Source organism: Nibrella saemangeumensis (genome assembly GCF_039541915.1).
GTDB classification, from domain to species: Bacteria; Bacteroidota; Bacteroidia; order Cytophagales; family Spirosomataceae; genus Nibrella; species Nibrella saemangeumensis.
Genome location: NZ_BAABHD010000082.1, coordinates 236,564 through 261,122 on the forward strand (window position 1 = coordinate 236,564; position 24,559 = coordinate 261,122).

A 24,559-nucleotide genomic window follows, 5' to 3' on the forward strand; every position below is an offset into this window, starting at 1 on the left:
GTTGCCTGTTGGCCGTAAGGGTTATCCGGCTGATTTGGTCGGTCCGGCAGGTCAATAGTTGATTCTCAGCTAAAAATTGATTAGTTTGGACTACCCTTACCTGAACAACGTTAGACTGACTATTCCGATGAAATACGCCCCTGTCCGTAATTATATAAACGGTGAATTTGTCGAGGCTGCTACCAGCGAAACACTCGACGTAATATCACCGGTAGACGGCGCCCTATTGGCTACCGTCCCCCTCTCGACCAGTCACGATCTGGATCAGGCTGTAAAGGCGGCCAAAAAGGCATTTGCCACCTGGAGCCGGACACCCATCAAAGAGCGGGTGCAGGTCTTTTTTCGCTATAAAGCCCTGCTGGAAAAAAACCTGGACGAACTGGCCCGGCTGGTGCAGGAGGAAAACGGAAAGACTTTTGTCGAGGCCGTCGCCGAAATTGAGAAAGGCAGCGAGTTAAGCGAGTTTGCCTGCTCCCTGCCGCAACTGGTTACCGGCGAAGTGCTGGAAGTCAGCAAAGGGGTCGAGTGCCGGACCGAGCATGTGCCGCTGGGGGTGGTTGCCAGCATCGTGCCGTTTAACTTTCCAAGCATGGTGCCTAACTGGACCATTCCGAATGCCATTGCGCTGGGCAACTGCATGATTATTAAGCCTTCGGAAAAAGTACCCCTGAGTGTGGGTCGGTTAGCCGAACTTTTGCAGGAAGCGGGTTTACCGCCTGGGGTGTTTAACGTCGTTCACGGCACCAATGAAGTGGTGGAGGCCATCTGCGACCATCCGGATATCGAAGCGGTATCGTTTGTCGGCTCCACCAAAGTCGCCAAACTGGTTTATCAGCGGGCTACCAGCAACTTCAAACGATGCCTTGCCCTCGGTGGTGCCAAAAACCACCTTATCGTCCTGCCCGATGCCATTCCGGCCATGACGGCTCAGAATATCACGGCTTCGATGAGCGGCTGCGCGGGCCAGCGCTGCATGGCGGCTTCGGCAATGGTGGCCGTTGGCCCCGTCGACCACATCATTGAGCAGCTCTGCGAAGAAGTGCTTAAAGTTGTCCCCGGCCAGAATCTGGGTGCGGTCATTAACCGCGAATCCAAAGAACGCATTGAACGCTATATCACGGAAGCGGAAGGACTGGGGGCTAAGGTGCTGGTCGACGGACGACAGGCAACCGTCGAAGGCAAGGAAAACGGTACCTACGTTGGCCCGACCGTCATTGACTACGTAACACCCGATATGGCCGTGGCGCGGGAGGAAATCTTCGGTCCGGTCATCAGCATCATGCGCACCCGCACCGTCGATGAAGCCCTGGCCATCGAGAACGCCAATCCATACGGCAATGCGGCCGCCGTTTTCACCCAAAATGGTGGTATGGCCCGCTACGTCATCGACCGGGCGAGTGCCGGCATGGTCGGGGTAAACGTGGGCGTACCCGTGCCCCGCGAACCGTTCTCGTTTGGCGGCTGGAATGAAAGTCGTTTCGGTGCCGGCGACATTACCGGCAAAAGCTCCATCGAATTCTGGACGAAACTCCGAAAAAGTACCACCAAGTGGAACCCCGAAGCGGGCATAAACTGGATGAGTTAATCAACTGTATAAATTCCAAACGTCCAATGCTTGACGCAGAGATACTATCTGAAGCGCAGGAGGTGCTTCAGGATAATTTCGATTACACCGTTTTTGTCTGGAGTAAACAACTGGAGATCTCCCCGATACCGGTTAAACACGCCAAAGGCGTTTATCTGTACGACTACGACGATAAGCGTTACATCGACTTTTCGTCGGGGCTGATGAACGTCAACATCGGTCACGGCAACCAGCGGATTACGGAGGCTGTGGTGAAGCAGATGCAGCAGGTAAGCTACGTAACACCCTATTGCGTGACTAAAGTCCGGGGCGAACTGGGCAAAAAGTTAGCCGAAATCTGTCCGGGTGATCTGAACAAAGCCTACTTTACCCTCTGTGGCGCTACCTCCATTGAAGCGGCCCTGAAAATGGCTCGTTCGTATACCGGACGGCACAAGATTATCAGCCGCTACCAGTCGTACCACGGCGCTACCTACGGGGCTTTGTCGGTAGGCGGGGACCCGCGCAAACTGCCGGACGATGCACAGCAGGCTCCTAACTTCGTTCATGTCGACATTCCGTACCGCTACCGCTGGACCCACGACGAAGCCAGTATGCTGACCGATTCCGTGGCGCAACTGGAGCGGATCATTGCCTACGAAGGACCGGGCAACATAGCCGCTATCCTGCTCGAAGGCGAGTCAGGTACCTCGGGTTGTCTGCAATACCCCGTAGGCTACTTAGCGGCCGTTCGGGACATCTGCGACAAACACGGTATTCTGCTGATTATCGACGAGGTAATGAGCGGTTTCGGGCGGACCGGAAAATGGTTTGGCTTTGAGAACCACGGCATCGTGCCCGACATGGTGGCCATGGCGAAAGGCATCACATCCGGCTACCTGCCGTTTGGCTGCCTGATGGTAACCGACAGGATTGCCGCCCACTACAACGATAAAGTGCTGGCCACCGGAATGACCTACAACGCCCATCCGGTGAGTTGCGCGGCCGCCCTCGAAACGCTGAAAATCTACGAAGACGATCACCTCATTGAGAATGCCGCCGACATGGGCCGGTACATTGCCGAACAGGCCGAGCTGATGAAGCAGAAACACCCGAGCATCGGCGATTTCAGAACGACCGGTCTGCTGGGCTGTTTCGAGATCGTCAGGAACCGGGAGACGAAGGAGCCGATGGCTCCCTTCAACGCCAAACCCGACGAAATGGCGGTCATGAGCAAGGTGGCGGCTAAAATCAAGGAGCTGGGCATGTACACGTTCGTGCGCTGGAGCTATGTTTTTGTGGCTCCTCCGCTCTGCATCACCAAAGAACAGGTGGATGAAGGGCTGGCCATTATCAGCGAAGCACTGGCGATTGCCGACGAATACGTACATTGATAATGTAAACCCGAAGCCCTTTACCCGATGCCGGAATTATCCGAACCTGTTGTTGATGAATCGTCTACGCTCTACAGCGAGGATTTAGCGCCCATTCATGCGTCGAAGCGCACCTGGACAACCTGGAATTATGCGGCCCTGTGGATCAGCATGAGCCTGTGTATTCCCACGTATATGCTGGCAAGTTCGCTCATAGAAGGCGGCATGAACTGGTGGCAGGCCATCCTGACCATCTTCCTGGGCAACACCATTGTCCTAATACCCATGGTCCTGAACGGCCATGCGGGTGCAAAATACGGCATTCCGTTTCCGGTACTGGCGCGGGCCAGTTTCGGCACCAGCGGGGCCAATATACCGGCCATGTTACGGGCCATTGTTGCCTGTGGTTGGTTCGGCATTCAAACCTGGATCGGCGGTTTTGCGGTTTACCAGATGCTTCGGTTATGGATGCCGGCGCTGGAAACGCTGCCGGCCGTTTTTCCGGCTTCGTTTGGTTTACAAACTGGTCCGGCTATTTGCTTTTTTCTGTTCTGGCTGCTGAACATGTACGTCGTCTACCTCGGCGTCGACAGTATCCGAAAGCTATTGGTCTTCAAAGCATTTTTTCTGCCCGTGGCCGCCCTGGCGTTGCTCTGGTGGGCCATCTCGGCCGGTAACGGTCTGGGACCAATTTTGGAGCAGCCGGCTAAATTTACCTCATCGGCCGCCTTCTGGGCCTTTTTCTTTCCGGCTCTGACGGGCATGGTGGGTTTCTGGGCTACGTTATCGCTTAATATTCCGGATTTTACGCGCTACGCCGTCAGCCAGAAAGCGCAGGTAAATGGGCAGATTATTGGCTTGCCACCGTCCATGACCCTGTTCTCCTTTATCGGCGTGGTGGTTACGTCGGCTACGACCATCATCTACGGAACCACCATCTGGGACCCCATCGTACTAGCCGGCCGATTTGATGGGAAGGCGCTGGTCAGCGTGGCGATGATTGCCGTAGCAATCTCGACGCTGGCCACCAATATTGCGGCCAATATCGTCAGCCCGGCCAATGATTTTGCCAACCTGGCTCCGGCAAAGATTGACTTCCGGAAGGGCGGGTATATCACCGGTATCATTGGCATTCTGATCTTCCCCTGGAAACTGATCGCTGACCCGACCGGCTATATTTTTACCTGGTTAGTCGGGTATTCCAGTCTGCTTGGACCGGTCGGCGGCATTATGATCGTCGATTATTTCTTCCTGCGCAAAAAGCAGTTGGTGGTCGATGATTTGTATAGTCGCCGGGGGATTTACAGCTATTCCAACGGATTTAATTCGGCAGCCATCATCGCCTTGCTGGTGGGGATTCTGCCGAATGTGCCGGGCTTTCTGACGACGATTCAGGCCATTCCCGCCACCAGTGTTCCCGGCTGGATTTCGCAACTCTATAACTACGCCTGGTTTGTCGGCTTTTTTGTGAGCGCAGCTGCTTATCTGCTGCTGATGCGCTCCGTTCAACCTGTACCCACTAACGTAACACCGCATGTCGCTATTGATTAAAAACGGTCGGATCATTACGGCGGTCGACGATTACCGCGCTGATATTCTGGTAGAGGAAGAAACGATTTCGGCCATCGGCAAAAACCTGTCGGTGCAGGCCGATACCGTGGTCGACGCCACTGGTAAACTGGTATTTCCTGGTGGTATTGATCCGCACGTTCACCTGGATATGCCGTTTATGGGCACATTCTCCAGTGACACCCACGAGACCGGTACGCGGGCGGCCCTGTTTGGCGGCACCACCACCGTAATTGACTTTGTGCTGCAGAAACAGGGGCGTTCGCTGCACGAAGCGCTCGCTGAATGGAACGCCCGCGCCCAGGGCACCGCTGTGGGCGACTACAGCTTCCACATGGCCGTCACCGACTTCAACGAAAACACGAAAGCCGAGATTCAGCAAATGGTCGAAGAGGAGGGCATAACGTCCTTCAAGACCTTTATGGCGTATAAGGGCGCGCTGATGATCGACGACCGGCAGATGATCGGGCTGATGCAGGAGGTAAAAAAGCAGGGTGGCCTAGTGACGGTACACGCCACCAACGGCGATGTAATTGACTACCTGATTGCCAAACACCGGTCGGAGGGGAAACTGTCACCGCTATACCACTACCTCTCGCAACCCGAAGTGACCGAAGCCGAAGCCAGTTGCCGCTTCGCCGACATGGCCGATTATACGGGCTGCCCCGGTTATATTGTCCACATGACCTGCGAGGGCGCACTTAACGGTGTTAGAAATGCCACCCGGCGCAACCAGCGGGTATTTGTCGAAACCTGTATTCAGTACCTGGTGCTCGACGCGTCGCTGTATGAGCGGGATTTTGAGGGGGCCAAATGGGTGATGAGTCCGCCCTTACGGGAGAAAAAAGATCAGGAGGCTTTGTGGGCGGGCATCAATCAGGGACTGGTGCAGGTGGTCGCTACCGACCACTGCCCGTTCATGTGGGAACAGAAACTGATGGGTAAGGATGATTTCTCGAAGATCCCGAACGGGCATCCGGCCATCGAAAACCGCATGGAACTGCTCTTCAGCGAAGGAGTTCACAAAGGCAACATTACGCTAAATAAATACGTGGAAGTGGCCTGCACAAATCCGGCGAAGATCTTCGGTATGTTTCCCCGCAAAGGCACCCTGGCGGTGGGCAGCGATGCCGACATTGTGATATTCGACCCGGACGAGAAGCACACGCTATCGGCACAAACTCACCACATGAACGTCGACTATTCGGCCTACGAAGGCTGGGCGCTAACCGGTAAAGTGAAAACCGTTCTGCTCCGCGGCACCGTCGCCATCGACAATAACGAGTGCCTGATCGACAAAGGCTACGGCCAGTTTATCAGGCGGAAGAAAGTGAGTGGGAAAATTTAAACTGTTCCAGGTTTAATGTTTCAAGTTGCTTCGCCTGAACTTAAAGCCTCCGGAACATTGAACCTGAAACCTGAAACAATAAAAAGTATGCCACGAATTATTAAGTCAGGATTGATCCAGATGAGTCTGCCGAAGACCGAGGGGGAGGGTACTATTGAGGAGATTAAGGAAGCGATGGTGCAAAAGCACCTGCCGCTGATTGAGGAGGCCGGGGAGAAAGGCGTACAGATTCTGTGTTTGCAGGAGATTTTCAATACCCCCTATTTCTGTCCGGGCCAGAATGCCGAATGGTACAAATCGGCCGAAACGATACCCGGTCCGACCATCGAGCAAATGGCCGAATACGCCAAAAAGTACCAGATGGTCATGATTGTTCCCATCTACGAAAAAGAGCAGCCGGGGGTACTCTACAATACCGCAGCCGTTATCGATGCCGACGGTACGTATCTGGGCAAGTACCGGAAGAACCATATCCCGCATACATCCGGATTCTGGGAGAAATACTTTTTCAAACCGGGTAATCTGGGGTACCCCGTTTTTCAGACGCAGTACGCAAAAGTGGGGGTATATATCTGCTACGACCGCCATTTTCCGGATGGTGCCCGCTGCCTCGGCCTGAACGGAGCCGAAATTGTGTACAATCCTTCGGCAACGGTAGCCGGCTTATCGCAATACCTCTGGAAACTGGAGCAGCCTGCCCACGCGGCTGCCAACGGCTATTTTATGGGTTGCATCAACCGCGTTGGTGAAGAGAAACCCTGGAACCTGGGGCGGTTCTACGGCTCGTCGTATTTCGTGGACCCGCGTGGCCAGATCTTCGCGTCGGCTTCCGAGGATAAAGACGAACTGCTCATCGCTGATTTCGACCTCGACATGATCGACGAAGTGCGCAGCGTCTGGCAGTTCTTCCGCGACCGCCGGCCGGAGACGTACGACAAATTAGTAGAACTGTAGGCCATGGCGATCCTCAACAACCGATTAACGGCTGAGCAGTACGAGCAGAACTTCAGCGATATTCATCCGCCGTTTGAGTCCCGTGAAGCGGCTTTGGTGGAAGCAAACCGCTGCCTGTTCTGTTATGATGCGCCGTGTACAAAAAGCTGCCCGACCAGCATCAACGTTCCGAAGTTCATCAAGCAGATTTCGACAGATAACCTGAAAGGGTCGGCCTATACCATTCTGGATGCCAATATTATGGGCGGTGGCTGCTCGAAGGTATGCCCGGTGGAGAAGCTTTGTGAAGGTTCCTGCGTCTACAATCTGCTGCACGAACCGCCCATCCCGATTGCCAAACTGCAACGGTATGCCACCGAAAAAGCCATTGCGCAGAAATGGCCGCTGTTTAGCCGAAAACCCTCGACGGGCCGAACCGTAGCCGTAGTGGGGGCCGGACCGGCGGGACTAAGCTGCGCCCATGCGCTGAGCCGCGAGGGCGTCGACGTCACCATTTACGAGAAAGAACCCAAAGGCGGTGGGCTGATGACCTACGGCATCGCAGCCTACAAAGTAACGCCGGCGTTCTGCCAGGAGGAGGTCAACTACATTACCTCGCTCGGTGGTATCGAGATCAGGTACGGGCAGGAACTGGGCCAGAATGTTTCCCTGACTGAGCTGCGGGCCCAATACGATGCGGTGTACCTGGGTATTGGAGTGGGTGTTGCCCGGCAGCTGGAGATCCCCGGCGAAGACTTGTTTGGGGTGGAAGATGCTATACGCTTTATCTATGACATCCGCGAGAAAGGGTACCCGTCTGTGCCGGTGGGGGATAAAGTCGCGGTGATTGGCCTGGGCATGACCGCCATCGATGCCGCTACGCAGGCCAAGCGTCTGGGTGCCAAAGAAGTTACCATTGTGTACCGGCGCACCCAGGCCGAAATGCCCAGTACAGACGTGGAACTGGATCTGGCAAAACTCGACGGATGCCGGATCAACTGGCTGGCCGCACCGAAAGAAATTAAAGGTGAACATGGCCGGGTCACTCAGCTGGTGTGCAGCGTCATGGAGATGGGCGTGCCCGACACCAGCGGCAGGCGCTCGCCGGTTGATACGGGCGAGACGTTTACGCTGGACGTTGATATGGTAATCAAAGCCGCCGGGCAGGTTCCCTTTGAAGAACTCGTTAGCCGTAACCAACTCGCTAACTGGAAAGGCAAAATCACCATCAACGACCACTGCGCCACCAACATGCCGGGCGTTTTCGCCGGTGGCGACTGCGTCAACGGCGGCAAAGAAGTAGTCGACGCCGTTCAGGCCGGTAAGGACGGAGCGCGTGCGATTTTAGAACATTTAGCAAAGAGTGAAAGAGCGAAAGAGTGAAAGAGCGGGGACTTTTCCTGATGCTTACACTCTTTCGCTCTTTCACCCTTTCACTCTTTGACTTTCATGGCTGATCTATCAACAAATTTCCTCGGCATCAAGTCGCCGAACCCGTTCTGGCTGGCGAGTGCGCCCCCGACGGATAAAAAATACAATGTGCTGCGGGCCTTTGAGGCCGGTTGGGGTGGAGTTGTCTGGAAAACGCTGGGCAGTCAGGTGAAAAATGTGTCGTCACGCTATTCGGCCGTCGATTACAACGGTACGAAGGTGATGGGTTTCAACAACATCGAGCTCATTTCGGACCGCCCGCTGGACATCAACCTCCGCGAAATTGCCGAATGCGTCCGGCTGTTTCCCGACCGGGCCATGATTGTCTCGCTCATGGCCGACAACTCCCGCGAAAAATGGCATGAACTAATTGCCCAGGTCGAAGATACCGGGGCGCATGGCCTTGAACTGAACTTCGGCTGTCCGCACGGTATGACCGAACGGGGCATGGGTGCCGCCGTGGGTCAGGACCCCGAGATTGCCAAAATGGTGGTGGAGTGGGTGATGGAGAAGGCGACCATTCCGGTCATCACGAAACTCACGCCCAACGTGCATTCTGTGGTGCCGGCGGGTCGGGCTACGGTGCAGGCGGGTACCCAGGGCCTTGCGCTGATCAACACGATTCAATCGGTAACGGGTGTGGACCTGGATACGCTGGTGCCGAACCCGTACGTAGCTGGCAAATCTGTATACGGTGGCTACTGCGGTCCGGCCGTTAAACCGATCGCGCTGAAAATGCTGACCACCATTGCGCAGGACCCCGTGACGTCGCGGGTGCCAATCTCGGGTATCGGCGGCATCAGCACCTGGAAAGATGCCGTCGAATTTATGCTGCTGGGGGCTACGTCCGTTCAGGTCTGTACCGCCGTCATGAAGCACGGCTTCCGCATCATCGATGATCTTTGCGATGGGCTGAACAACTGGATGGATGAGAAAGGCTTCCGGACCGTTTACGAGTTTATTGGTAAATCCGTGCCAACGATCACCCATTGGGAGGACCTGGACCTGAATTACCATATCGTCGCCAAAATCAATCAGGACAAGTGTATCCACTGCGGCCTGTGCTACATTGCCTGTGAAGACACCTCGCATCAGTCAATCAGCCTGACCTATGGCAACCCATACAACACGTATGCTATTAAGGAGGAGGAATGCGTCGGCTGCAATCTGTGCAAGCTGGTGTGCCCGGTTGACAGCTGCATCACGATGGTTGAGCAGCGTAAAGGCGACGACTACCTGAACTGGAAAGAGTTTCAACTGCGCGGTCTGCCGCTCAACGACCATTAAGCGCTGGGCAGATCAACCGGTTTACCAGAGGGCTGCCCAGCGCTCACAAGAGCCTGTTTTACTGTTTATCTTTTTTTCCTTCCAGGTTGTAGTCCATAATTTTCATCCTGAATCCCGTAACCGCTTTGGTGTTCGGGTCGCGGGTGAAGGTGTACACGGAGCCGTAAGTACTTGTCGATTTATAGGAGTCGGGTTCAGATTGTTTTACCAGCTTATACGACTCATTGCTGTCTACCTGACCGTATAGCTCTCCTTTTTCCACCGTAATGGTGAGTTTCTGGAAGGTGCCGTTTTCGGTAAAAGTGTAGGTGCCGGCGTACTGCTGAAGTTCTTTATCATCAGCGGTGATAAAGGCAGATGCCTGGTTTGGCGTATTGTGAGCGGATACGGGTGAAACAGCCGCAGAGGTATACATCAGCAGCGCAGAAAGAAACAGAGCTTTCATTGGGGTTAGGGTTGGTTTATTTTTATTCGTTTGAAACAGCAACGGCAATGGGGCCGGCAGCGGGTCGGGCGGTTACCGGCAAAAAACGGCTGATAGCCTCTTTCCACTTCCCTTCTTCGTTCTGGCAGAAAGACTGATGGGCTGAGTTGTCAAAGATAATCAATTGTTTGTCGGGAGTTGCCAGATTCCGATAAATGGCGTCGGTTTCGGGGCGTAGTACCCGTGGGTCGTTAGCGCCCCAGTTCAGCAGCGTTGGCATGGTCAGGGCTTTGGCGTATTCGTCGGGCCGGTAGCCAAACGACCACATACCCCGCTCCAGGCCACCCCAGACCATCAGCAGTTCGGCGGCCGGACTCGTTGGCAGGTGCATGGAGCGGATACGGCCTTTGACGGCATCATACATGGAGGCAAAGGGACACTCCAGAATCACCCGGCTTGGTTTCAGATTATGCTCGGGAATGGCTTTCATAACCGTGGCGGCTCCCATGGATACCCCCCACAGAACAATGTTTTTTTCGCCCCGGCTGGCTACGTATTCGTACGCAGCTTCCAGGTCGCGGGTTTCGCGGTAACCGATGGTGCAGACGTTACCCGAACTGTTGCCATGCGCCCGGAAGTCGAACGACAGCGTATTATAACCCAGTTCGTGAAAGAACTGCGTCTCGGCCAGAATCTTCGCTTTGTTGGAAGCATGGCCGTGGCATAGGATAACGGTTCCCTGAGCCTGTTTGGCCGGAATATACCAACCCTCAAGCGAGAAGCCGTCGTTGGTTGTGAGCCGGACGGTCTCGTAGGGCACCTGCGGATAGGCATTGACCGGGGCCTTTATAAACTTCATACCGAACAGCGCCCCACCTACTTTTTCGGCAGTGCTATACTCTTCCGCTTTTCTGGCTTTTACTTTTTGGGGATTATCGTAGAAGTATGTAAAGCGGTTGGCGTGAAAAGCCAGAATGATGTTGAGAAGGAGAAAAACCACGAGGACCACTCGCAGCGACCGGCGAAACCATATCATAAACAGGAAGAATGAGGGCTAAACAAATTTACAAATTTTTTGGCTTTGGCAAATGAGGATGCTGCGTCGGGAAATAACAGATTGGATCGAAAACCAGACAGAGATGATCGTGCGATCGGCTGAACGAATGGCTGGTGGTACGTCACCTACTAGTTATTGAAAAATCGTAGTGGTTTTAGGGAGCAGTTCTTTTGCTCCCTAAAACCGACCAAACTTAAGCGTTAGATTTCCCGACGGGGCACTCAGTTTCTTGTCCGTGATACCAGAAGTTTCTACCCCTCTGGCAAACCGATAACTACCGCCAACAGCGATCCGCATCCACCGAAAGACAGCGGCTTCAATGTTGAATTGCGGCTCGGCGATGGCACACCAGCTTTGGTCAAAGGGCCGCCCATCCAGGTCACCGTCGTTGTCTAGATCTGAGCCACGTTCTGATTTGTACACATAACCCGGTCCCAGCAGTGTTCCAATCGTCACATGGATCGCCCCTTGAGGGAGAATGGTGTAATCAAGCAGTAAGCCGCCGTAGTTCAGGTTCCAGCGGACACGGTTGCCATTAGTTCCCGGTTCACTGCTGCGGTGGTTAGTAGCCAGACCGTAAGCTCCAATGCCGACAGAGAGGTGGTTGATAGTAACTCCACCCTGCATACCTGCCATAGCGGCTAATTCGCCATTAAACTGCGTTAGTTTTCCTACGGCTGCTCCGTAACCGGTAACTGGAGTCGAACGGGTCACATCTGCCAGCCTTTGCCCGTGCTGATTCTGCGCTGATGTACCTGACAGCATGCCGGTAACCAACGCCAGACTTAGTAAGAATGATTTCATGCTTTTGTATGATATAGGTTTACCGGTTTACAAGTGCCGTACCTGAATTGACTGGCTGTGAAGCCTGTCGATGGGTTCGTCTATAATCAATCCAACCAGCTATGAAAGGAATCAAACAGCCGCTAAGGGCAAAAAGAGCGAGAGATGTTACGTCACCCGGTGGGGGGCTAAAAGGTCCGCTCAGGTACAAAAAGACCACCAAACCCAGGAGTAGCCAGAATCCAAATGGTTCCCTGCGGCCTTTTCCCGGTGTTGCCTTTAGGTAGTACCATATTGCACCAACTAACAGGAGACCTTCCAGGGCAATGGTTAACGAAATCGAATGCCATAATCCCAAACCAACCCGGGCTGTATTGCCGGGAATAAGCGGGAGATCAGGTTCATGAACAATAGCATCCAGGAACCAATGACTTAATACCCCTAACCCCACAGCCCAGGCACCCTTTCGGTAGCCGGTAATTAGCCAGTAGGCCAACCCAAAAAGTCCGGCCCAGCCAAGGTTCGTCAGCAGACTATGCGAAATGGGGTAATGCGTAAAGTGCAGGGGTGAAAAAGGAAGATGGTTCGGTTCAATGAGGACCTTTTCCTTGCCGGTCAGCAGGAGAATCGGCCATAATAAATCCGGCAGTTGAACAGCCGCGAAAAGAATACCCAGATTTGTTTGCGGAGCAACTCGTTTTGCCACGAGTGCAACAGCATAGTGACCAATAAACATGGTATCGATTTGTGTTTAGGATTGTGGAAAATGTGTCTGCGAACTGTTCTGAAGAGGGGTCCCAGTTTCAGAATCTGTAACCAATGTGTACTGTAGGGAAATAGCCCCAGTTTTTGTTCGTATACGTCAGGTCCTGAAACTTTACTTTGTCGGTATGGAGATGATAATCAACACTCACCCAGGGAGCTATATACAAGCCGTGGGGTGTGCCATCGGCTTTCTTCTGGAGAAAAAAACGGTAACCGATGTGAGGTCCTACACTCAGGGTATGGCCGGTATCACTGGCCTGGGTCTGATTATGCCTGACTTTATCTTTTGAATAGCCTACACCAATACCTGTAAACAGACCACGGGTTCCCTGCAAAAGGTAATTGGCTTTAACCCCTATTCCCTGGGTATATACGGAGAAGCCTTTGTTGCCGTGGAAACTTTCGGGTACCTGAATGCCGAAGACACCGGCATCGAATCGCCAGCGGCCCGGCGCGTAGATACCATGGACCGAATACCCTTTCAGGGCGTAAGCAATGGGATCGATTTCAATCTCCCAGGTGTGTGATGGTTCTTTGGTCTGGGCCCAGGCCTGAGTGCCTAAAATTGTGAGAAGGATGAATAGCTTTTTCATGGCTGTGTTTGTTTTGGTTTGATGAGCCAAAACTGCTACGAAAAAGCCCGTGCGTCGCCCGGATTTGCTAGTCCGGACGTCCTGATTGCGAAAGTCGGACGTTATGCCGCTACCATTTGCTGGCGGTATTGGGAGGGAGTAAGCTCGGTGAACTTCTTGAATGCAGCGTTAAACGAGGATTTGGAGGTGAAGCCGCAATCCATGGCAATGCCGAGTATGGAGTAATGGCTAAAGGCGGGGTCAAGCATTCGTTTCTTGACTTCTTCAATCCGATGCCGGTTGATGAGGTCGTAAAAAGGCTCTCCGTATCGGCGGTGAATCACTTCGGAGGCCTGGTAGGGAGCAATGTTTAAACGCTGACTGAGCTGGGCCAGGGAGAGTTCATTTTCCAGATAAATCTGTTTGCCTTGTAGCAGATGTTCCAGCTGCTGGGCTAATAAGGTGTATTGCTCATTAGACAGATTATAGGTACTGCGGAATTTCTCATCGACCGGCTTTGGATTCGGTTCGGCTACAACCAGCGCAGCATAATGCCAGTTGCTGTACGCCAGCGAATAAATGACTATACTAATGGCTAAGCCAATAATATTATTGGTCAATACAAAATTGATTGGCCAGTATATACCAGCTACATAAACGCCGATGCGGATAAGGGATATAAAAACGAAAAGCCGGAGCAGAAAAGAGGTTTTGGAAAGGTTCAGTTTACCTATATCAGAGAAGTTCTGCTTCAGCAAGCGTTGGAAGCGCCGGATAAGGTTCAGGCTGATCAGGACGTACGCAGTTACGTGAACTGTTCTCAGGGTTTGGATTAGGACAACTTCTACATTAGGCTGCGGGTGCATAAAAACACGGTCTACAAAAGCTATTTTCTGGCTACCGCTGGATACGTAAAAGGGGATAAGAAAAAAGACATACAAGCCAAAAGGAACCAGATGCCAGCCATAAAGTCTTGGCAACGCATTGCGGGTCAGCAGACTGGTATAGCCGTAGAGCAGCGGTCCTACTAGTAGAACAATAGGGTCACCTACCCGAATCAGATGGGGAAACTGGCGATAATAACCCGAAAGTCCCAGGGCGGCTCCCAAAATAGTAATGGATAAGGCGGCAACCAGACTAGCTAGTAGCCGGTGTTCTTTGGTGCCGGTTCGTTTTACAAGAAGGTAAGAAAGAAACAGGCCCTGAACGGCAGCTGTGAAATTGATTATGGCTAAAAAATGCATGGTCGGCAAAAACAACGGTAAACTAACCCTGACTGCTACGCTTCAGGCTGTAATTATGCCCTACGTTTTGTCTGAAGTTCCTAATGCAATATAACAGGAAGGACCGTTTACTGTAATTAATATTAGAATTAGGTTAGAGGAAGAGCTTTGGTGATAATATAAGTTATTGACTACGAGTATGTTATGTATTTAGGGCTAGTGCGTGGCCAGAGCAAGTGTTGAAGAGAAGTTAAACATATCAATAGCGTGTATGTTAAAAAAAGGTATAGTATAGATACTCAACGACTTACGTTTATGACCGAATATGAAGTTACTCTCCACTGGCTGTATGTAGCCGTTATGTTTGGCAGTGCTGTTGCGTTCATGGTGATGAGCCGCGACCCCAAAACGGTGCCGCAATACAAATACCTGATTCACATTATGGTGGTTGTCTGGTCCGGGCTGGCCTACTCGGCGCTGGCTATGGGGCAGGGAACTACGGAAGTGGCTGGTGATACCGTGATGTATGCCCGGTACATCGACTGGGTAGTCACAACACCGTTGCTGCTGCTGTCGCTGACGCTTACCGGCAAATACACTATTCAGATGCACGGACCAGTTACGGCCGGCCTGATGGGCTCCCAGGTTATCATGATCGTGACGGGGCTGGTGGCGGAGCTATCGACCGGCTTTGCCAAGTGGTACTGGTACATCGCCGGTTGCATTGCGCTGTTGGTCGTGCTGTGGCTGTTCTGGGGGCCGTTATTGGAAAAGGCAAAATCACAGGACAAAGCCATTGAAGACGTGTACCGCAAATCGGCCACCTACCTGACGGTGCAGTGGCTGGCCTATCCGCTGGTCTGGCTGATCGGTACGCAGGGGCTGGGTCTGCTGAACACGACGGCTACGACTACGCTGTTTATTCTGCTGCCCATCATTTCCAAGGCCGGCTTTGGCTTCTTTAACCTCATGCTGCTGCGCAATCTGCCGGACTCGGTGAAGCGGCAGATCACCGACGAAATGGACCCGCACCTGTCGGCCCGTCCCGGATTAGCCTAACGACCGCTGCATTCGATGATAAACCACGGAGCCCTTGTAAAATGGGGCTCCTGTTGTTTCCATCCCAAACTTCCGGTAAAAATCCGCGGCCTCCTGCCGGGCGTCGCACCAGAGCGTGTGCGCTCCCTGTGCCCTCGCTTCCTCAATTACCTGCTCCAGCAAGCGCGATCCGATACCCTGCCGCTGGTAGTCGGGGTGCGTAGCAAACTTCCGGAACCTGGCCACCCCATCTTTCACAAACAGCGAGATCACCGCTACCAGCTCAGAACCATCAAACGCCCCGTAGTGGTAGCCCCTAGCATCGTCTTCTACTCGCACGTACGCCAGCGGTTTATCCGGCCAAAGTACGCGGTGTCGGAGTGGGTAAGTCGCTTCGGGTGGAATCGATTTAATTGATATAATAGGTTGGTTGAGCATCTTCCAGTTTTTTTGTAGGTTTCGGGCTAGTTAAACCCCCATAAAAATGAACCATTTAAAGAAAATCACCTTAACGGAAGACGAAATACCCCACCAATGGTATAACATTGTGGCCGACATGCCCAACAAGCCCCTGCCACCTCTGCATCCCGGCACCAAAGAGCCCATTGGCCCCGAAATGCTGGCTCCGCTGTTCCCGATGGCCCTGATTAAGCAGGAGGTAACCGGCGATACCTGGGTGGATATACCGGAGGAGGTCCGCGATGTGTATAAAATCTGGCGACCCACGCCGATGTACCGGGCCTTCGGACTGGAAAAGGCTCTGGGTACCAATTCTAAAATCTATTACAAATACGAGGGTGTCAGCCCGGCCGGCTCGCATAAGCCCAATACGGCCGTACCGCAGGCATACTACAACAGGCAGGAGGGCGTTAAGCGCATCACTACCGAAACCGGTGCCGGTCAGTGGGGGAGTGCGCTGAGTTTTGCCTGCCAGTTGTTCGGCATCGAGTGCGAGGTGTACATGGTGCGGGTCAGCTACGAAGGCAAGCCCTACCGCAAAATTCTGATGAACACCTGGGGAGCTACCGTGTATCCGTCGCCTTCCGACCGCACCGAATCGGGCCGGAAAATTCTGGCGCAGGACCCCAACTCACCGGGCAGTTTGGGTATTGCTATCTCGGAAGCTGTCGAACTGGCGATGCAGGACGACCAAACCAAATACGCCCTCGGTAGCGTACTCAACCACGTACTCATGCACCAGACGGTCATCGGACTGGAGTCAATCAAGCAGTTGGAGAAAGCCGGCGACATGCCCGACATTGTGGTGGCACCATTCGGTGGTGGGTCTAACTTTGCCGGTATCGCGTTCCCGTTCCTGCGCTACAACCTCACCGAAGGCAAAAATATCCGCTGCATCGCGGCCGAACCGGCCTCCTGCCCTAAGCTCACCCGTGGTGAATTCCGCTACGACCTCGGCGATACCGTGGGCATGACCCCGCTGCTGCCAATGTACACGCTGGGCCACAATTTTGTGCCGGCACCCATTCATGCCGGTGGCCTGCGCTACCACGGGGCCGGTGCCATTGTGAGCCAGTTGCTGAAAGATGGCCTGATTGAAGCGCAGTCGCTGAAGCAGTTGGAATGCTTTGAATCCGGTATTCTGTTTGCCCGCACCGAAGGCATTGTACCCGCACCGGAGGCTACACACGCGATTGCTACGGTTATGCGTGAAGCGAAGAAGGCCGACGAAGCCGGGGAGTCCAAAACCATCCTGTTCAACCTCTGCGGCCACGGTCATTTCGACATGGGCGCGTATGAGCAGTACCTGTCGGGCAAGCTGGTCGAGCACGAGGTGACGCAGGAAGAAATCAGCGCGTCGCTGGCCGAACTGGATACGCCGGTTATTGCCTAACTTGCACGAAATCCTAACCCCGAGATATGTCATTTGATACTGTTATTCCGCGCCGGGATGCCCTAAAAGGGCTGGCCGCAGCCAGTCTGGTCAATCCGTTTACGGCTGCTCAGGCCGCCACACCAGTGGTTGGTGATGGGGCGAAGCCGTTCAGTATTCATATTTTCTCCAAATGCTTGCAGTTCCTGAACTGGACTGAACTGGCCGCCGTAACGGCTGATTTAGGGCTGGATGGGGTAGACCTGACCGTGCGTCCGGATGGCCATGTGGAGCCGGGCCGGGTGAAAGAAGACCTGCCGAAAGCGGTAGAGGCATTGCGAAAGCGCGGCATACAGTGTCCAATGATGACCACCAAAATCACCAAAGCCTCCGACGCCGAAACCCGGACGCTGCTGGAAACGGCCGGCAAACAGGGGATTCGCTACTACCGGATGGATTGGCTGTCGTACCCCAACGACCAGTCTATACCAGCCGCCATGAAACAATTTGAGCGGCAACTGGCGGATTTGGCTAAACTCAACCAGCAGCTAAACGTGATTGGGGCCTATCAGAACCACGATGGCACGCGGTTTGGGTCGGCCATCTGGGATGTGGCGCAGGTGCTGAGTACGGTCAACAGCCCGGCCATGGGGAGTCAATATGACATCCGGCATGCCATGGTGGAAGGCGGAAATTCCTGGCCGCTGGGGCTGCGGTTGATTCAGCCGCATATCCGCATCCTGGCCATCAAGGATTTTGTTTGGGAGAAGGTAAATGGACAGTGGAAGGTGATCAACGTGCCGCTCGGGCAGGGTATGGTCGACTTCCCGGCCTTTTTCAAACTCGTTAAACAGTACAACCTGCAGGTACCGCTCTCCTTCCACGTCGAACATCCTCTGGGTGGGGCTCAGGAAGGGCACCGGACCATCTCCATCCCCCGTGAGGAGGTATACAAGGCCATTAGTAAGGATCTGGTGGTGTTGCGGGGGTATCTGAAGGAGGCTGGATTGTGAAAACCAACCCTATGAAACAAACACTACTACTCGCAACACTGCTCAGCCTCTCGCTCAGCGTCATTGCCCAGCCCAAATCAACCAGTCAACCGCTGAACCAGTCAACCCTGGACGCCATCGTGCAGAAACATATCCGTAGCTACTACGGTGAGTTGTACGATTTCGTCAGCCTGCCCAGCAACGCGTACGTCAAAGAGCACGTTCAGCCGAATCTGGACTGGCTGCGCAACGCCTTTAGCCGGCGCGGTTTTTCGGTGGAGTTTTTGCCCACCAAAGGGCATCCGGTGGTCTTTGCCGAACGGAAGGCCGATACCGCTCCGGCCGGTCCGCTGAAAACGCTGCTGTTTTACATGCACTTCGACGGGCAGCCGGTGGAGCCCTCGGCCTGGCAGCAGGAGTCGCCGTACAAGCCGGTGCTGAAGCGCAAAAATGCCAGCGGCCAGTGGGAAGCTATGGATTGGCAGGCATTACAAACTGGCTATGATCCTGAGTGGCGCATCTACGCCCGCGCCGTATCCGACGACAAAGGCCCGATTGCCATGATGCTGGCAGCTCTGGACATGATGCAGAAGGAGAAAATCGGCCAGCGTTACCACCTGAAAATCCTGCTTGACAGCGAGGAGGAGATGGGCGCCCCCAATCTGCCGGCCGCTGTGCAGCAGTACCGCGACAAACTGGCCGCCGACTTCCTGATGATTATGGACGGTCCCCGACACCTGTCTAACCGGCCGACGCTCTCCTACGGCTGCCGCGGCATTACCGAACTAACGCTGACGACCTATGGCCCCCGCGTATCGCAGCACAGCGGACACTACGGCAACTACGCTCCGAATCCGGCCTTGCGTATGGCGCAGTTGCTGTCGTCCATGAAGGATGAGGACGGCCGTGTCACTATCCCCGGCTACTACGACGGCATCGTCATTGACGACAATGCCCGCAAAATTCTGGCTGCCGTGCCCGACAACGAAGAGGCCATCCGGCAAAAGGTGGGTTTTGCCCAGCCCGATAAAGTAGGCCGGAACTACCAGGAAGCGTTGCAGTACCCGTCGCTCAACATTCGCGGTCTGGTCAGCGCCAACGTGGGCGAGAAATCAAATACCATTGTACCCGATAAAGCCGTGGCTGAAATCGACATCCGCACCGTACCCGAGTCCGACTCCCAGCGGCTCATCGACCTCGTCCTGAACCACATCCGGAGCCAGGGGTATCACATCCTCGACCGGGAGCCGACGGATGAGGAGCGGCAGAAACACCCGAAGCTAATCTCCGTCAAATCCGTCATTGCCATGCTGCCGGTGCGGACGGAGTTCGGTATTTACCCCGACCGCTGGCTGTCGGCGGCCATGACGCGGGCCTTTGGGCAGGAGCCGGTCAAAATCCGCATCGGTGGCGGCTCGGTGCCTATTGCGCCATTTATCCGGGTGCTGAACATCCCCTCCATCAGCGTCCCGATGGTCAACATGGACAACAACCAGCACGCGGCCAACGAAAACCTCCGGCTGGGCAATTACGTCGAGGGCGTAAAGACCTGGCTGGCCATTCTGACCCAGCCGGAAGTAAAGTAGGGCTATACCGGAGGACCAAAAAGCACCTTCATGGCTCCTTTCAGTGACCGGGTTTTCCGCAGGTCGTGCCAGATGTCGCGCCATTCGTGGAAGTTCAGGTAGACCACGTTCTGGGAGTCGACAGGTTTGGTTAAGCCATACTTCGGCGTCTCGGTTTCCTCCTGAAACGTGCCGAACAGCCGGTCCCAGATAATGAACATGGAACCAAAGTTCTTATCCAGATAGGCATCATTGCTGCCGTGGTGGACCCGGTGGTGCGAGGGCGTCACAAAGATGAACTCAAACCAGCGCGGCATCTTTGTGATTACCTCCGTATGAATCCAGAACTGGTGCAGCAAATCAAGCTGGTAACAGGAGAACGCAATCACCGGGTCGGCCCCGGTAAGCCAGGCTGGAATAAAAAACACGAGTTTCAGATGCTGCGTCCAGGAGTTGCGGAACGCCGTCGATAAGTTGAGGTGTTCCGAGGAGTGATGGGTCACGTGCGTTGCCCACCAGACCCGCTGTTTGTGCGCTGTAAAATGAGCCAGGTAATTGCAGAAGTCGATAATGACCAGCGTAAGCACCCAGGTATACCAGGTGGAGGGCATTCGCCAGGGCACCAGTTCGTAAAAGAAGATACCCAGGGCCAGAATAAAGGACTTCATAAAGGCATTGATGATCAGGCTGCCGATACCAATGCCCAGCGAAGCCCGGAAGTCGTCGGCATCGTACGCTTTCTCCGGGTGAAAGCGTATAATAAGCCACTCGATGAGTAATGCCAGAACCAGGATGGGGACGGCATACAATAGGATAGGGGGCAGTTCCTGCTCCAACTGCTGTACATTCATAAGACTCTAATGGTGTGGTGTGTTTCGGAGCAGTTTACCTGCTCCCCCCTGAAGACCACTAAAAGTCCGATGACCCCTATCCTATATGCGTAAGAAATTTAGCCGGGTAGTTAACTGAATGCGTTTTGGTTAGAAAGGCAGTTTTCCTAAATCGACATTGCCACCGGTCAGGATAATACCCACTTTCTTGCCGGCGAAGCGGTCCGGATGTTTCAGTACCACCGCCAATGGCACGGCGCAGGACGGCTCGATGATGATTTTCATCCGCTCCCAGACCAATCGCATGGCCGCAATAATTTCCGGGTCAGATACCGTGAGGATGTCGGTGACGTGCTGCCGGATATACCCCAGGGTCCGTTCGCTGAGCGTTGTGAGCAAACCGTCGGCAATGGTGTTGATGTACGGTGCTTTCTCAACCCGTCCGGACTGAAAGGACTGAATGGCATCGGCAGCACCTTCCGGCTCTCCGGCAATGACGATGGTTGTCGGGGAGAGGTAGTGGGTGGCTAAGGCCATACCGCTCAGCAGACCGCCACCGCCAACGGGAGCCATCATAATGTCGAATGGCTTGTCCTGCCCGGCATCTTCAATGAGTTCTTTGGCGGCTGTGGCCTGTCCGGCAATCACCCGGTCGTCGTCAAACGGGTGAATCAGCGTGGCACCGGTGCGTGCCATCACCTCCTGAACCCCCGTTTCGCGGGCTTCCAGCGTTGGCTCACATTCAATCACCTCGGCACCGTAGCCGCGCACCGCTTCTTTTTTCACCTGCGGAGCCGTACGGGGCATCACGATATACGCTTTCGTGCCGACCTGCCGGGCCGCGTAGGCAATGGCCTGCGCGTGGTTACCGGAGGAGTGAGTGATGACCGGTCCGATGCTTCGGCCGTTTTGCAGTTCGTCGGCGGCCAGTTGCAGCACGGCATTGACCCCACCACGCGCTTTAAACGCCCCTATTTTCTGGAAGTTCTCGGGCTTAAAGTAAATGTCGGCGCCTGCGCGTTGGTTGATGGTCTGGTTGGTCAGAACGGGTGTGCGGTGGATATACGGGCGGATGCGATCGTGCGCTTCCTGAATGGTGTCGAGCGTAATCATTGTTCGTAATTTAGAGCCGCGAAAGTTACAAAAAAGCCGCCGTTGCCAAAGGCAGGCGTTGCCCATTCCAGACACTACCGCCGGATAAGCGTTGTAATTACTTTTTCTTTTCGATTAGAAAGCCTGATTAGCCGGCTTTTTATAGCAATCCCGATCACCTACTATGCTAAAGTTTTCCCTGACACTCCTTGCAGCTTTCTGCCTGCTTGCCTGGACACCAACCGATAAATCCTTCACCCGGCAACCGAATCCTCCACGGTTTAAACCTGCTGCGGATTCGCTGCTAAAAGCCGCTAAATGGCCGGCGGATATTAATCTGACCTATTTTACCGGTCCGGACCTGACACCCAGCCCGGCCTGCCTGGCAGTAGCCGCTACCGGCGAAATCTACGTGGGCGTCGATAAGCAGGGCTCGCTCGGAAAAAAGCCGAACCTGGGCAGCATTGTCAGACTGGTCGATACCGATAACGACGGTAAAGTAGACGGGCATACCGTATTTGCCGAGGTGAACAACCCACGCGGCATTATTGCTTTAGGCGATCAGTTGTTTGTGCTGCACGCCATCTTTTCGCCGGAAACCGGCAAGGCTTCCGGCATGGACCTGGTGGTTTTCGAGGATAAAAACCGGGATGGCGTGGCCGATGGACCCTCTAAGCCCCTCGTTCAGCACATCAGTAACCCGAAGTTCATTCAGGAACGCGGGGTAGACCACGCGACTAACGGCATCCGGATGGGCATCGATGGCTGGATCTACATTGCGGTGGGAGATTTTGGCTTTCACAATGCCGTCGACCGGTCCGGCAAAAAGCTGACCATGCTGGGCGGTGGCATTGTGCGGGTACGGCCCGACGGCACCGAGATGGAAATCTTTTCCCACGGCCTGCGCAACATCTACGATGTCGCCATTGACCCCTACATGAACGTATTCACCCGCGACAATACCAACGATGGGGGCGGGTGGAACATTCGCTTCTCGCATCAGGTGCAATCCGGCGAATACGGTTACCCGGTGCTGTTTAAGAATTTTACCGATGAAATTATTCCGGCCCTGGTTGATGTAGGGGGCGGTTCGGGTACGGGTTCCTTGTTTATGGATGAACCCACCTGGCCCCAGAAGTACAACCAGGTCCCGATGATGGCCGATTGGGGGAGAAGTCAGTTGTACATCCACCGGGTTACGCCGGAGAAAGCCAGCTTCACCCAGCAGGAAGAAGAGTTTATCAAACTACCGCAGATTACGGATGTGGATGTCGACGGCTCAGGCCGGTTGTATCTGGCAGCCTGGAACGGGGCCGGCTATATGGGTAACCCTAACAAAGGATTTGTCGTGCGCGCCATTCCGCAGAACTGGGCCTATCAGGAGTTTCCCAATGTAAAAAAAGCTTCGGTTAAGGCACTAGCCAATCTGCTTAAATCCAGAAGTGCCGTGGCCCGCTTACAGGCCTCTCAGGAACTGCTGACCCGCCCGGTAAAACAGGCTTCCAAAGCAGCCTGGAACGTGGCAGCCGATACGAAGTTGCCGTTGGCCAATCGGGTGGCCGGTATGTTCACCTACGCGCAAGCTGCCGGAGAAACGGGTATCGGCAACCTCGTTAAGCTGACGCAGGAGCCACAAATGCGGGAGTTTGCCTTGCGGGCCCTGGCCGACCGCAAGCCGCTGGTGAACAAAATACCGCTGGAGCCTTTCCTGGCTGGAGCCAAAGACCCATCGGAGAGGGTTCAGGTAGCGGCCCTGATTGGCCTGGGACGGCTGGAGCGGAAAGAAGCGGCTCAGGCGCTATTGCAGGTGCCAGTTCCGGAATCTTTTGCTGCACCGGCCAAAGGGACGGAGGGGCCACATGCCAAACCCAATGCGGCTATTGTGCCGGCCCACGTAGCGGTTCAGTCGCTGGTGAAACTCAACGCCGTAGATGCCTGTGTGCAGGCGATAGGCTCGCCAAACAGCACCCTGGCCTTGTGGGCGTTACGGTACATGCACACCCCGGCAGCGGTAAATGGCATGATTAACGCGTATAAGCAGGCCAAAGACGAAGCCCTTAAAAAGCAACTCCTGGTAACCCTCGCCCGCCTGTACAAAAAGGAAGCACCCTATGATGCCTCCTGGTGGTGGAGCACCCGCCCGGATACCCACGGTCCGTATTACAAAGCTATTGACTGGGAATCGTCCCTAGCCATCAAAAACCTGCTGCTCAATACGTGGAAGCAAACGAACGATAAGCAGTTTTTTACCGACCTGAATAGCCGGCTCCGGCTGGAGATTCCTGAGTTTGGCCAGGAAGAGCCCGTTGTTGTTCAGGAAGAGCGCAAGGTGGACCTGGAGAAAATCAGGAGTAAAAAAGGGCAGGTTGGCGAAGCGTCCATCGAAGATGTGATGCTGGCAATCGCGAAAATTCCGGGCGAAGCAGCCTTGGGCAAAACAATTTTTACTCAGCAGGGCTGCGTAGCCTGCCACAGCCTCGCTAAGAATGAGCCGATGAAAGGCCCCTTTATGGGCCAAATTGGCTCCATTATGACGCGGGAGCAGATTGCAGAGTCAATCCTTAAACCCAATGCATCCATCTCTCAGGGTTTTTCAACGGTACTGGTAACGGCCAAAGGCAACAAGAGCTATACCGGATTTATCACGGAAGAGTCGGCTACCCGGCTGGTGATGCGGGACATTACCGGGCAGGTGTACACTATCCGGAAAGCGGACGTGGTGAGTCGGAAAGAAATGGACACCTCCATGATGCCCGCCGGTCTGGCCAACGCCCTGTCCTACGACGAATTTGCCTCCCTGCTTACCTTCCTGGCTCAGCAGAAATAACAAAATCTGTGACAAACAAAAAAGCCGCCGGTCTCTCAACCGGCGGCTTCGTATT

Annotated in this window: 21 protein-coding genes; 12 read left to right on the forward strand and 9 right to left on the reverse strand. The window is 54.4% G+C overall.

Going from position 1 to position 24,559, the window contains the following annotated elements:
- The first annotated feature begins 85 nt into the window (after window positions 1-85).
- The 7 genes from ABD949_RS26055 (at window position 86) to preA (ending at window position 9,505) form a co-directional block, all read left to right on the forward strand.
- Window positions 86-1,585, forward strand: a complete 1,500-nt coding sequence (locus tag ABD949_RS26055) for a CoA-acylating methylmalonate-semialdehyde dehydrogenase (protein ID WP_345248581.1) — start codon at window positions 86-88, stop codon at window positions 1,583-1,585.
- A gap of 26 nt (window positions 1,586-1,611) precedes the next feature.
- On the forward strand, window positions 1,612-2,958 hold the full coding sequence (locus ABD949_RS26060) for an aminotransferase class III-fold pyridoxal phosphate-dependent enzyme (protein ID WP_345248583.1): 1,347 nt from the start codon (window positions 1,612-1,614) through the stop codon (window positions 2,956-2,958).
- Between the two features lie 27 nt (window positions 2,959-2,985).
- Window positions 2,986-4,488 carry an NCS1 family nucleobase:cation symporter-1 gene (locus tag ABD949_RS26065; protein ID WP_345248585.1) on the forward strand — a complete coding sequence of 501 codons (1,503 nt, stop codon included), beginning with the start codon at window positions 2,986-2,988 and terminating at the stop codon, window positions 4,486-4,488.
- Window positions 4,472-5,854, forward strand: coding sequence for a dihydropyrimidinase (gene hydA / locus ABD949_RS26070; RefSeq protein WP_345248587.1), 1,383 nt, complete (start codon window positions 4,472-4,474; stop codon window positions 5,852-5,854). The genes ABD949_RS26065 and hydA overlap by 17 nt, the downstream gene beginning before the upstream one ends.
- 87 nt (window positions 5,855-5,941) lie before the next feature.
- A complete protein-coding gene (locus ABD949_RS26075; RefSeq protein WP_345248589.1) occupies window positions 5,942-6,808 on the forward strand; it encodes a nitrilase-related carbon-nitrogen hydrolase in 867 nt (288 codons plus the stop codon).
- 3 nt (window positions 6,809-6,811) lie between these two features.
- Window positions 6,812-8,170, forward strand: a complete 1,359-nt coding sequence (locus tag ABD949_RS26080) for an NAD(P)-dependent oxidoreductase (RefSeq protein ID WP_345248591.1) — start codon at window positions 6,812-6,814, stop codon at window positions 8,168-8,170.
- A 66-nt stretch (window positions 8,171-8,236) separates the two neighbouring features.
- On the forward strand, window positions 8,237-9,505 hold the full coding sequence (preA, locus tag ABD949_RS26085; RefSeq protein ID WP_345248592.1) for an NAD-dependent dihydropyrimidine dehydrogenase subunit PreA: 1,269 nt from the start codon (window positions 8,237-8,239) through the stop codon (window positions 9,503-9,505).
- Between the two features lie 58 nt (window positions 9,506-9,563).
- Here preA and ABD949_RS26090 read toward each other — a convergent pair whose 3' ends face one another.
- From ABD949_RS26090 to ABD949_RS26115, 6 genes are all read right to left on the reverse strand, one after another.
- Window positions 9,564-9,950 carry a DUF3471 domain-containing protein gene (locus ABD949_RS26090; RefSeq protein ID WP_345248594.1) on the reverse strand — a complete coding sequence of 129 codons (387 nt, stop codon included), beginning with the start codon at window positions 9,948-9,950 and terminating at the stop codon, window positions 9,564-9,566.
- Between the two features lie 22 nt (window positions 9,951-9,972).
- Window positions 9,973-10,965: an alpha/beta hydrolase gene (locus tag ABD949_RS26095; protein ID WP_345248596.1), complete on the reverse strand. Its 993-nt coding sequence runs from the start codon at window positions 10,963-10,965 to the stop codon at window positions 9,973-9,975.
- 198 nt (window positions 10,966-11,163) lie between these two features.
- Window positions 11,164-11,790: a hypothetical protein gene (locus tag ABD949_RS26100; RefSeq protein ID WP_345248598.1), complete on the reverse strand. Its 627-nt coding sequence runs from the start codon at window positions 11,788-11,790 to the stop codon at window positions 11,164-11,166.
- Between the two features lie 19 nt (window positions 11,791-11,809).
- Complete coding sequence (locus ABD949_RS26105) at window positions 11,810-12,505, reverse strand: metal-dependent hydrolase (protein WP_345248600.1); 696 nt, start codon at window positions 12,503-12,505, stop codon at window positions 11,810-11,812.
- A 67-nt stretch (window positions 12,506-12,572) separates the two neighbouring features.
- Window positions 12,573-13,127 (reverse strand): hypothetical protein, encoded by a 555-nt coding sequence (locus ABD949_RS26110; RefSeq protein WP_345248602.1) that lies wholly within the window; start codon window positions 13,125-13,127, stop codon window positions 12,573-12,575.
- Between the two features lie 101 nt (window positions 13,128-13,228).
- Window positions 13,229-14,350, reverse strand: a complete 1,122-nt coding sequence (locus ABD949_RS26115; protein WP_345248604.1) for an AraC family transcriptional regulator — start codon at window positions 14,348-14,350, stop codon at window positions 13,229-13,231.
- Window positions 14,351-14,644: 294 nt separating this feature from the next.
- On the opposite strand from ABD949_RS26115, the gene ABD949_RS26120 reads away from it, so the two are divergent.
- On the forward strand, window positions 14,645-15,388 hold the full coding sequence (locus tag ABD949_RS26120; protein ID WP_345248606.1) for a bacteriorhodopsin: 744 nt from the start codon (window positions 14,645-14,647) through the stop codon (window positions 15,386-15,388).
- Here the strand turns inward: ABD949_RS26120 and ABD949_RS26125 are convergent.
- Window positions 15,380-15,805, reverse strand: coding sequence for a GNAT family N-acetyltransferase (locus ABD949_RS26125; protein ID WP_345248610.1), 426 nt, complete (start codon window positions 15,803-15,805; stop codon window positions 15,380-15,382). The two genes, ABD949_RS26120 and ABD949_RS26125, sit on opposite strands and share 9 nt — an antisense overlap.
- A 46-nt stretch (window positions 15,806-15,851) precedes the next feature.
- Here ABD949_RS26125 and ABD949_RS26130 point away from each other — a divergent pair, with 46 nt between their 5' ends.
- From ABD949_RS26130 to ABD949_RS26140, 3 genes are read left to right on the forward strand one after another with little or no spacing between them, the layout of a single operon-like run.
- The gene (locus tag ABD949_RS26130) at window positions 15,852-17,219 is read left to right on the forward strand and encodes a TrpB-like pyridoxal phosphate-dependent enzyme (RefSeq protein WP_345248612.1); all 1,368 of its coding nucleotides are present in this window, start codon (window positions 15,852-15,854) and stop codon (window positions 17,217-17,219) included.
- Window positions 17,220-17,245: 26 nt separating this feature from the next.
- The gene (locus ABD949_RS26135) at window positions 17,246-18,211 is read left to right on the forward strand and encodes a sugar phosphate isomerase/epimerase family protein (protein ID WP_345248614.1); all 966 of its coding nucleotides are present in this window, start codon (window positions 17,246-17,248) and stop codon (window positions 18,209-18,211) included.
- Between the two features lie 11 nt (window positions 18,212-18,222).
- A complete protein-coding gene (locus ABD949_RS26140; protein ID WP_345248616.1) occupies window positions 18,223-19,776 on the forward strand; it encodes a M20/M25/M40 family metallo-hydrolase in 1,554 nt (517 codons plus the stop codon).
- A 2-nt stretch (window positions 19,777-19,778) separates the two neighbouring features.
- Here the strand turns inward: ABD949_RS26140 and ABD949_RS26145 are convergent, their stop codons facing one another.
- Window positions 19,779-20,606, reverse strand: coding sequence for a sterol desaturase family protein (locus tag ABD949_RS26145; protein ID WP_345248618.1), 828 nt, complete (start codon window positions 20,604-20,606; stop codon window positions 19,779-19,781).
- A gap of 129 nt (window positions 20,607-20,735) precedes the next feature.
- On the reverse strand, window positions 20,736-21,698 hold the full coding sequence (locus tag ABD949_RS26150) for a threonine ammonia-lyase (RefSeq protein ID WP_345248619.1): 963 nt from the start codon (window positions 21,696-21,698) through the stop codon (window positions 20,736-20,738).
- A 163-nt stretch (window positions 21,699-21,861) separates the two neighbouring features.
- On the opposite strand from ABD949_RS26150, the gene ABD949_RS26155 reads away from it, so the two are divergent.
- Window positions 21,862-24,504, forward strand: a complete 2,643-nt coding sequence (locus ABD949_RS26155) for a DUF7133 domain-containing protein (RefSeq protein ID WP_345248622.1) — start codon at window positions 21,862-21,864, stop codon at window positions 24,502-24,504.
- Window positions 24,505-24,559 lie beyond the last annotated feature (55 nt).